The organism is Sciscionella marina DSM 45152 (assembly GCF_000379465.1).
Taxonomy (GTDB): domain Bacteria; phylum Actinomycetota; class Actinomycetes; order Mycobacteriales; family Pseudonocardiaceae; genus Sciscionella; species Sciscionella marina.
Genome location: NZ_KB905412.1, coordinates 25,922 through 35,270, shown reverse-complemented (window position 1 = coordinate 35,270; position 9,349 = coordinate 25,922). Strand labels below are relative to the sequence as shown.

Sequence of the window (9,349 nt, the reverse complement as noted above, 5' to 3'; positions counted from 1 at the left end):
AAATCCACCTTGCTGCGTTGTATCGCCGGATTCCACCGGTGCGAGAGCCAGATCCGGATGACCGATGACAACGGAGCGGACAGCAGGCGCCGCCACGGTGACATCCTCTACCTGCCCCAGGATCCCCCTCCGCCGAGCTCNCTGACCGTGTTCGAAGCCGTGCTGCTGGCCCGGCGTCTNGGCGGTATCGCCGGTACGAGGTCCCAGCACGAGAACCGGGTCGCCGACACCCTGGCCGAACTGCACCTCGACGAGCTCGCCACCAGACGACTCGCCGACCTGTCCGGCGGTCAACGGCAGATGGTCAGCCTTGCCCAGGCGATCGTCCGGCGCCCTGACGTTCTCCTGCTCGACGAGCCCACCAGCAACCTCGACCTCCGAAACCAACTTCAGGTGCTCCGCCTGGTACGACACATCGCCCGGACCCAACCGGCAGTAGTGCTCGCCGTCGTGCACGACCTCACCCTCGCCGCGCGTATCGCCGACCATGTCGTCGCGCTCGCCGACGGAGACATCTACGCCACCGGTGCTCCGGCCGAGGTCATCACGACCGGCCTGCTCGAAGACGTCTATTACGTCACCGGCTCCGTGCACACCGCCGACGACGGCACGCTCGCCGTCGCGGCCACCGACAGTCTGTGACGAACCGCAACCGACGAGGGGACTGTACCGTCTGTGTCACCCCGGCATCTGCGACCTCGGCATCGCACCGTTCTGTCGGAGCTGCTAAGGGTGCTCGTACACGAGGATGTAGCGCCAGAACAGGCGGCGCCGGATCCGGGCACCCGGCAGCTGCGTGGCGGCCGCGGAACGGATCCGGGCGAGGGCTTCCCGGGCCGGTCCGGTGCACATCGGCGGGGTGCGGGGCGTGTTCCGGCCACGCAGTGCCGCAACGAGCAGATTCGCCGCCACGGCGGTGAGTCCGAGCAGCCGGTCGGTGATCGTGTGCTCGCGGTAGAGCCCGAGAACGACGAGGGTGCCTCCCGGTTCGAGCAGCCCGCGCAGCAGGGGGAGGGCCTCGGTCAGCGGTAGGTGGTGCACGGTCGCGATGCTGACCACCGCGGCGTACCGGTCCAGCCGCGCGGTACGCACATCCGCGGTCAGATAGCGGACTCCGCCGCCGGTCCGGGCCGCCTCGGCGATGGCGGCGGGATCGGTGTCGATCCCGTCCACCCGGGCCCCGGTCGCGGCGAGCTTCCTGGCGAATTCTCCGGTGCCGCAACCGATATCGAGTGCGGAGCGGGGTTTTTCCGGTAACTGCCGCAGAATCAGCCGATGGTAGTGCGCGTTGTGGTCCCACGGCCGTGCGGCGTTGAACCGGTTCATGGCAGCGATCAGCCGGGCACCCAGACTCGTCACGAGCGATGAGGGTACCCGGCTGATCGCTGTTCAGCGGTGCACTGTGGGCATCACCAGCGGGCGTGGAAGATGCCCCACGCGAGGTTGCCCGCCTTGCCGCCGTCGACCCAGTGCCGCAGCCCGGTCTTCATCGGGTCGAGGTAGTCGGCGGAGAGGCCGAGCTCCGATTCCCGGGCCTCGGTCTCCTGCAGCACCCGGCCGTAGTGGGTGGTCAGCTGGTCGGTGTGCGCCTCGAAATCGACGTCCTTGACCCCGAGCCTGCCCAGCTCGCGCCGGTAGTAGTCCGGGGAACCCATGGTGTCCAGGTGGAGCCGTTCCAGGATCGGGCGCAGCGCGTTACGCGGGCAGTTGTCCGCGGCCATCGGGTCGGTGAACAGCAGCTCACCGTGCGGTTTGATGACCCGCTCGATCTCCTGGAGCACCCTGGTGCGATCCCCGCTGTGCAGGAAGGCGTCCTGGGACCAGACGACGTGGAAGGTGTCGTCGTCGAAGGGAATGTCCTCGAAGGAGGCGTCCACCACTTCCACCAGGTGGGAGAGGCCGCGCTCGGCGTTCATCGCGCGGTTGCGCTCGTTCTCCTTCTCCGAGAGGTTCAGACAGGTCACGTGGCAGCCGTAGGTCTCGGCGAGATACCGGGCGGCACCGCCGAATCCGGCACCGACGTCGAGCACCTTGGTCTGCGGGGTCAGCGTCAGCTTGTTCGCCATCCGCTCCACGGTGCGCCGACTCGCCGAGGCGATCTCTTCCTTCTCCTTCTCGTAGAGGCCGATGTGGATGTCCTCGCCACCCCATACGGAGAAGTAGAAGTTGTCCGCGTCCTCGGAGTTGTAGTAGTCCCGCGCGGTGTGCACCGCCTTGGAGTACTTGCTGGTGTCCGCCTCGGCGATGTACTCCTTGCTCGCCACGTGCACCAGGAAGTCCGGATCCGCCTCCGTGTAGCTCTCCTGGAAGTCACCGTAGGTGTCCACGTTCTGGAACCCCACCTCACGCAGCAGCCTGCGCACGTAGTCCTTGCGCAGCGGGTACATGTTGAGGTGGTAGACCGACTTGTCCGGGAAGGTGTAGCGGAACCGGGCCAGCCCGTCGTCGACGTACTCCGGCTCGGCCGAGACCGAGTCACCGCAGTAGTAGTAGGTGTGCTTGCTGGAGAATCCGTTGTCCAGGATCGCGTCGTAGTTGCGCTGGTCGAGAATCAGGATGCCGTCGTGCTTGAGCACGGCGTAGAACTCGGCGAGCGCCTTGCGCCGGTCCCGCTCGGAGAACAGGTGGGTGAACGAGTTGCCGAGGCAGATGACCGCGTCGAAGGTGCCGTGCACATCGCGGTTGAGCCAGCGCCAGTCCGCGGTCACGACCTGCAGGATGTGCCCGCCGTAGAACCGGCCGTTGTCGAACGCCTTCGCGAGCATCTCCTGGCTCCCGTCCGCGCTCACCGTCTCGAAGCCCTCTTCGTTCAGCCGCACGGAATGGAAACCGGTACCGGTCGCGACATCCAGAACCTTCTTGACCCCGCGTGACTTCAGCAGGTCGATGAAGAAGCTGCCCTCGCTCTCGTAGCGCTTCTTCCAATCGATGAGCTCGTCCCATTTGTCGACGAATCCACCGACGTACTCGTTCGTGTAGTGGTCCGATTCCCGTACCTCGAGAGGCTCGTCGCCGAAGTTCTGGGCAGGGTGCGGCTCGACAGGTGGTAGATCGGGGACCGCGGGATTCGTGCCTGCCGTTTCGACGTCACTCGAGTCGTTGGTACGGGTCGGTTTCGCCGGCGACTTGGCCATTGTCTCGTCCTCCGCGTCTGCGTTACTACCTGAGCGTACTCGGTAATTTGCGTTCTGCTATTTTCTTTTGTTGCTTCGGTTATATTTGATTTTTACTGGAATTCGGTCGTGTTTCGCGCATGCTCGTGCGCCGTCAGCGTCGACGGTTACGACCGGCTATCGCGCCGTGTTCCTGCCGCGTCATTGCGGAATATGCTCGCGTTCAGTCGCCCAGCATTACAAATTGTCCGGCGCGCTCGACCGGCCTTGTTCGCCGGTCATCCGGAATTCCATACTTATCGTATGCATTCTTCGATCGCGGGACAATGGTGCGAAGGCGTGAACACGAGGCGCCTCGATGTCGCCCTGGGTGAACCCGCCTCGGCGTGAATTCGTACGCCTCGCGAAGTCGTGCCGAATGCTGTTTCTCGTGGTAGCGGTGCCGCATTCGAATCGACATCCACGGTGGAGCCGGAGAACGCATGCACGCCGTACTTCACCCTTTCCTTCATTCGATTGGAGCACTTGGATGCTACTAGCAGTGGAGATTCGAGGCAATGGCTCCGGAAGTGTTGCTCCAGTAGCCGTACGCTCGCCGGATTTGCGCTTCGGAGCGTAATGCGCACTTTGATGCGGAAGGCGCAACAAATCTGGGGTGCGCACGTGCCATTTCCGGTCGCGTGCAGAACGCGTAAATTCCGAGGGAGTACGCGCACCGCGCGCGGCGAATTTCGCACGCGGGCGCGCGAACCCGGTTCGCCAGCTTTGTCACCTCGCGGCGCGGCGCGCGGGCACCCGGCGGCAGCGGCGGGCGTGATGTCGATCTCGTCACGGTTCAGTAGAGCCAGCGAGACTCGGCGACCACCTGCTCGGGATCGGCGCCGGCGAAGTGACCGTGTTCCTCGCGGCGCAGATCGGCGATCAGGGTGCTGAGTTCGGTGCCGAAGGCCTGGCACAGTACTGGATCCGCCTCGAAGGCCACGGTGGCCTCGGCGAGGCTGACCGGCAGCCGTTCGGCGCTCTGGTCCGCAGCGAGGGTCGCCGGGTCGACGGTGACCTCTCCGGGCAGTCGCGTGCCCTCGCGGTACCCGGCCAGCCCGGCGAACAGCAGCCCGGCGGCGAGCAGATACGGATTGGCGGCGCTGTCGAAGCACTTGACCTCGATATTGGCCGCGCTGTCGCGTTCGCCGTCCACGCCCTGGATCCAGCGAAGCGCCGCCTCCCGGTTCTCGGTGCCCCAGCAGCGGTAAGGGGCCGACCAGTGCTGGGGCACCAAGCGCAGATAGCTCGCCGCGGCCGGTGCGCCGATCGCCAGCAATGCGGGCAGCCGGTCCAGGATGCCCGCGGCGAAGGAGCCGCCCGTGTCACCGGGGCCCGCGTCGATCAGGTTGCGTTGCCCGGACCAGATGCTCAGGTGCACGTGCAGTCCGTTGCCCGCGGCCCCGGCCTGCACCGAGGGGGCGAAGCTGGCTCGACAGCCGTGCTCGAAGCTGACCGCCCGGATGGTCTCCCGGACGAGCACGTACTCATCGGCGGCGCGCACCGGATCGGCGGCGGCGATGGACAGCTCGAACTGCGCGGTCGCGTACTCCGGGTGTACCTGGTCCACCTCGATGCCCTGGGCGCCGAGGCAGGCGACGATCTCGGCGAGGTATTCGGCGCGCTCGGTCAGCCGCCCGAAACCGTAGGGCTGGCCGCCCGCCGCCGGGGTGAACGAGCCGTCCTGGGCCGGGGTGCCGATGATCCACTCGATCTCGAAGGCCATCCGCGCGCGCAGCCCCGCGGTCTCCAGCGCGCAGACCGCCGAAGCGGCGAGGGCGCGCTGGTCGCCCGGATGCGGGGTGCCGTCCTGGCGGAGCCGGTCGGCGGGTGCCCAGGCCCAGCCGGGCGCGGCCGCGAAGGTGGTGAGCCGGTCGAGGTCGGGATGCAGCCGGATGTCGCCGACGACACCGGGGGAGTGCGCGCTCGGTACCGGGACGCTGCGCGCGGAGAACCCGTCGAAACACGGCGACATGCCGACGCCCCAGCGTGCTGCGTGGGTGAGCCGGGAAAGGGGGACCGCCTTGGTCCGTGTGATGCCCGCGTTGTCCACGCAGGTCAGCCCGACCATGGTGACCCCGTGGCCGGCGAGTTCGGCGCGCATCGCCTCCGCGCGTTCACCGAGTCGGCGCCGTGCTTGCTGATCCAACATTCTTGTTCGACTCCTCGGGTCGTCCCACCCCGCACGAGCTCACATGATCCACCCAACCGCCCGCGCGCGCACGGTGGGAATATGGAGCCATGATGGCGCCATTGAGCTGGGTGAACGCCTTCACCACCTGGCGGCTCGACCTGCCGAGCACGATCGTGTTCCTGGTACTCGGGTTCGGTTACCTGGTGCTGCTGCGCCGCGTCAAGGGCTGGCCGGTGCGCGACGTGTTGCTCTTCGAGTTCGGCGTGGTACTCGGCCTGATCGCGGTGAACAGCTCCATCGAGGCGTACAGCAGGACGTTGTACTGGATGCACATGATCCAGCACCTGATGATGATCATGGTGGTGCCCGCCTTCCTGATCCTCGGCAGGCCGCTGACGCTGCTCGCGCGCGTCGGGGGGCAGCGGGTCGCCGGGGTGCTGCGCGGGCGCACCGTGGCGGCGCTCACCGCGCCCCCGGTGACGCTGGTGTTCTACGCGGTCGTGGTCGTCGGAACCCACCTGACGGCGTTCCTGCCCGCGGTGCGGGACAATCCGGGGCTGCGTTACCTGGAGCTCGTGCTGTACCTGCTGAGCGGGTATCTGTTCTTCATCACGATGTTCAACTGCGAGCCCATCCGCTGGCGGCTGTCCTATCCGCTGCGGCTGTTCCTCTCGTTCATCGGGATGGTCGTGGACACCGTGGTCGGGGTGATCCTGATGATGCACAACACCGATGCCTTCGCGATCAGCGGAATGGTGCCGAACGACTGGGGGCCCGCGCCGCTTTCCGACCTGCGTACCGGTGGCGCGGTCATGTGGGTGCTCGGGGACGGGCTCATGGTGCTCATCGCCGTGTACATCATCGGCGCGTGGATCAGCGCGCCACGGGATGCCGGAATGGGGCGCTGGCTCGAGGCCGCGCGCCGCCAGCAGTTCGCCGAGGCCACCGGTACCCAGCCGGAGACCGCGCCCGAGCACGGCGAGGACAGCACCATCGACGACGAGGAAGAGGCGAACCTGGCCGCCTACAACGCGATGCTGCGCAGGCTGGCCGCGGGTGAGCATCGTAGGGAGCGTTAGCGAGCGAGGGGCGCAGGGCGTGGCTGGGCAAGCCGGGCTGCTGCGCGGGCTGGCCGCGGGCGAGCATCGCCTTGCTTTCTTCGCTCGACGCCCCGGACGAGGCACCGGCGCGGCGCGAGCGTTCGCGCACGAGCGCCGGTTCACGCATCGATGACGAGTGGGTTCTTCTCCGAAACGCTCACCGCCGGCAGTGGCTGGATGCGTTCACCTGCGGGGCCGGCTCGCTCGGTTCCTGGCCGACGAACCAGGCGCGGCGAGCTCAGGAGGCGGCCCGTACTCCGTCACCGAGGACGATCCGCACCCGTTCCTGGCCTATGACGCGATCGTGCCGACCGAGCTTGCCCGCACCGGGTTCGGCAGGGGATTCGCTGCCGGTTTCAGTGTTGTTCCCGCATATCTGCTGGCCGGGCACGAGAAACTGCGTGACGGCGCGGAGCTGTTCGTCGACGCTCTCACCAGGCTTGCCCGGAGTGCCGCGCAGAGGGTCGGGCGTCGATACGCGTCGACGATGCCGCGGCCGGGTCTGCCGGCACCTCGGGTTTGTGCCGGTCACGGGAAGCCACACCGCCTCGTCCGGAAAATGGCGGCGATTCGCCGGTATCTCGAATCGGGGCACCGAGCACAGCGAGGTGTGACCGCCTCTGTCAACCCCTCGCCGACCTGCGCCTGGGCATCTGGCAGACTCATCCGAGCACGCATACCACGGAAACTGGGAGTGACCGCCGCACGCGCTGCGGCCGAGGGCTGCCGGTCGGAGTGGTATCTACCGACACTGTAACTACCAGACCAGGAGATCAGGTTGAAGAGCACCGTCGAGCAGCTCAGCCCGACACGGGTCAGGATCAACGTCGAGGTGCCGTTCGACGAGCTGAAGCCGAGTTTCGACTCCGTCTACCGCAAGCTCGCACAGCAGGTCAACATCCCGGGGTTCCGGCCGGGCAAGGCGCCCGCGCGCCTGCTCGAGGGCCGGATCGGCCGGGCGGCGGTGCTGTCCGAAGTGGTCAACGACGTCGTGCCGACGAAGTACCTCGAGGCCGTGCAGAACGACGAGGTCGCCACGATCGGCCGTCCGGACATCGAGGTCACCAAGGTCGAGGACGGTGAGCCGGTCGAGTTCACCGCCGAGGTCGACGTCCGCCCCGAGCTGGCCCTTCCCGCGTACGGCGAGATCGCGGTCACCGTGGATCCGGCTCCGGTCACCGAGGAACAGGTCGACTCCGAGCTGGACCAGCTTCGCGCCCGGTTCGGCACGTTGAGCACGGTGGAGCGGCCGGTCGAGAACGGCGACTTCGTCTCGATCGACCTGTCCGCGACCGTGGACGGCACGAAGGTGGACGAGGCGACCACGACCGGCCTTTCCTACGAGGTCGGCTCGGGTGAACTCATCGAGGGCATCGACGAGGCGCTGATCGGCACCGAGTCCGGTGGCACGACGCACTTCACGACCCAGCTGGTCGCGGGTGAGTTCGTGGGCAAGGACGCGGATGTGGAAGTGACCGTGCAGTCGGTCAAGGAGCGCGAGCTGCCCGAGGCCGATGACGAGTTCGCCTCGATGGCCAGCGAGTTCGACACGATCGACGAGCTGCGGGAGAGCCTGCGCGAGCGGGTCGGCCGGATGAACACCATGCAGCAGGCCGTGGATGCCAGGGACAAGGTGCTCGAGGCGCTGCTGGACACCGTCGAGGTGCCGCTGCCGCAGGCGGTCGTGGACGCGGAGGTGGAGCAGCGTCAGCACGACGCGGTGCACCCCTTCGATCACGACGAGGACCAGTTCAACGCCTACCTCGAGACGCAGGGCCAGACCCGCGAGGAGTTCGACGCCGAGGCCAAGGCGGAGGCGGAGAAGGCGGTCAAGCAGCAGCTGATCCTGGACGCGATCGCCGAGCAGGAGCAGGTCAGCGTCGAGCAGAACGAACTCACCGAGCGGATCATCTACCAGGCGCAGCGGTTCGGCATCAGCCCGGACGAGTACGTCAAGCGGGCGCAGGAGTCCGGCCAGTTCGGCGCGATCTTCGCGGACGTGCGCCGCGGCAAGGCGTTGTCGAACGTGGTACGCCAAGCCACGGTCGCCGACACCGAGGGCGCGAAGATCGATCTCGAGGAGCTGTTCGGCGAGGCCAAGGACGCCGCGGAGGCCGAGACGGCCGAGGTCGAGACGGCCGAGCAGGCCGAAGAGCCGGAAGCTGCGGATTCTCGAGAAAAGGCCGAATGACAGGTTGAGGTCGCAAGCTCTCAGCGAACGCGGGCGGTGTCGGGACTTCGACGCCGCCCGCGTTCGTTAGGGTCGGTGACAGAGACCGGAAGACATATCCATCAGCGGGCCGACGTGCCCGTGACCAGCGAAAGGGCAGACGTGACTGCACACATGCGGACGGGTACCCAAGGGCTGTCCCTCAACGACTCGGTGACCGAGCGGCTACTCCGCGAGCGCATCGTGGTGCTGGGCTCCGAGGTCAACGACGAGGTCGCCAACCAGCTCACCATGCAGCTGTTGCTGCTGCGGGCGGAGGACCCGGAGAAGGACATCACCCTCTACATCAACTCCCCGGGTGGATCGGTGTCTGCCGGACTGGCGATCTACGACACCATGCAGTACATCGAGCCGGACGTGGCCACGATCGCCATGGGCATGGCCGCTTCGATGGGCCAGTTCCTGCTCTCCTCCGGTGCCCCGGGCAAGCGGACCGCGCTGCCGCACTCGCGTGTCCTGATGCACCAGCCGTCCGCTGGTGTCGGCGGCACCGCCTCGGACATCGCGATCTGGTCCGAGGTGCTGACCAAGCAGAAGCTCGAGCTGGCCAGGCTGACCGCCGAGCAGACCGGGCAGACCGTGGAGAAGATCACCGAGGACGCGGACCGGGACCGGTGGTTCACCGCGCAGGAGGCGCTCGAGTACGGGTTCATCGACCGGATCGTGCAGCGGCCCGGTGAGGGCGCGGACGCCTGAGACCAACCGAACGAGCAGCGAAGGAGTTTCCGATGGA

The 9,349-nt window shown here is 67.2% G+C and carries 8 protein-coding genes; 5 read left to right on the top strand and 3 right to left on the bottom strand.

Annotated elements, in window-relative coordinates; all coding sequences use genetic code 11:
- Positions 1-9: 9 nt before the first annotated feature.
- Entirely contained in the window at positions 10-642 is a 633-nt protein-coding gene (locus tag A37U_RS45995; protein WP_083933989.1) for an ABC transporter ATP-binding protein, read from the top strand.
- An 84-nt stretch (positions 643-726) separates the two neighbouring features.
- Here the strand turns inward: A37U_RS45995 and A37U_RS0129600 are convergent, their stop codons facing one another.
- The 3 genes from A37U_RS0129600 to A37U_RS0129590 all read right to left on the bottom strand — a co-directional run bounded on the left by A37U_RS0129600 (position 727) and on the right by A37U_RS0129590 (position 5,304).
- Entirely contained in the window at positions 727-1,359 is a 633-nt protein-coding gene (locus tag A37U_RS0129600) for a class I SAM-dependent methyltransferase (RefSeq protein ID WP_026197733.1), read from the bottom strand.
- Positions 1,360-1,409: 50 nt separating this feature from the next.
- Positions 1,410-3,134 carry a glycine/sarcosine N-methyltransferase gene (locus A37U_RS0129595; RefSeq protein WP_020500293.1) on the bottom strand — a complete coding sequence of 575 codons (1,725 nt, stop codon included), beginning with the start codon at positions 3,132-3,134 and terminating at the stop codon, positions 1,410-1,412.
- Between the two features lie 814 nt (positions 3,135-3,948).
- Positions 3,949-5,304 carry a type I glutamate--ammonia ligase gene (locus tag A37U_RS0129590; protein ID WP_020500292.1) on the bottom strand — a complete coding sequence of 452 codons (1,356 nt, stop codon included), beginning with the start codon at positions 5,302-5,304 and terminating at the stop codon, positions 3,949-3,951.
- Positions 5,305-5,393: 89 nt separating this feature from the next.
- Here A37U_RS0129590 and A37U_RS0129585 point away from each other — a divergent pair, with 89 nt between their 5' ends.
- From A37U_RS0129585 to A37U_RS0129570, 4 genes are all read left to right on the top strand, one after another.
- Positions 5,394-6,365, top strand: coding sequence for a cytochrome c oxidase assembly protein (locus A37U_RS0129585; RefSeq protein ID WP_026197732.1), 972 nt, complete (start codon positions 5,394-5,396; stop codon positions 6,363-6,365).
- Between the two features lie 19 nt (positions 6,366-6,384).
- The gene (locus A37U_RS54525) at positions 6,385-6,519 is read left to right on the top strand and encodes a hypothetical protein (RefSeq protein ID WP_276142908.1); all 135 of its coding nucleotides are present in this window, start codon (positions 6,385-6,387) and stop codon (positions 6,517-6,519) included.
- 645 nt (positions 6,520-7,164) lie between these two features.
- On the top strand, positions 7,165-8,577 hold the full coding sequence (tig, locus tag A37U_RS0129575; RefSeq protein WP_020500289.1) for a trigger factor: 1,413 nt from the start codon (positions 7,165-7,167) through the stop codon (positions 8,575-8,577).
- A gap of 153 nt (positions 8,578-8,730) precedes the next feature.
- A complete protein-coding gene (locus A37U_RS0129570) occupies positions 8,731-9,312 on the top strand; it encodes an ATP-dependent Clp protease proteolytic subunit (protein ID WP_020500288.1) in 582 nt (193 codons plus the stop codon).
- Positions 9,313-9,349 lie beyond the last annotated feature (37 nt).

Excerpts from the sequence above, each read along its gene's own strand:
- A37U_RS0129595 (WP_020500293.1), bottom strand. The coding sequence starts at position 3,134 with ATGGCCAAGTCGCCGGCGAAACCGACCCGTACCAACGACTCGAGTGAC.
- A37U_RS0129585 (WP_026197732.1), top strand. The coding sequence starts at position 5,394 with ATGATGGCGCCATTGAGCTGGGTGAACGCCTTCACCACCTGGCGGCTC.
- A37U_RS0129570 (WP_020500288.1), top strand. The coding sequence starts at position 8,731 with ATGCGGACGGGTACCCAAGGGCTGTCCCTCAACGACTCGGTGACCGAG.
- A37U_RS0129590 (WP_020500292.1), bottom strand. The coding sequence starts at position 5,304 with ATGTTGGATCAGCAAGCACGGCGCCGACTCGGTGAACGCGCGGAGGCG.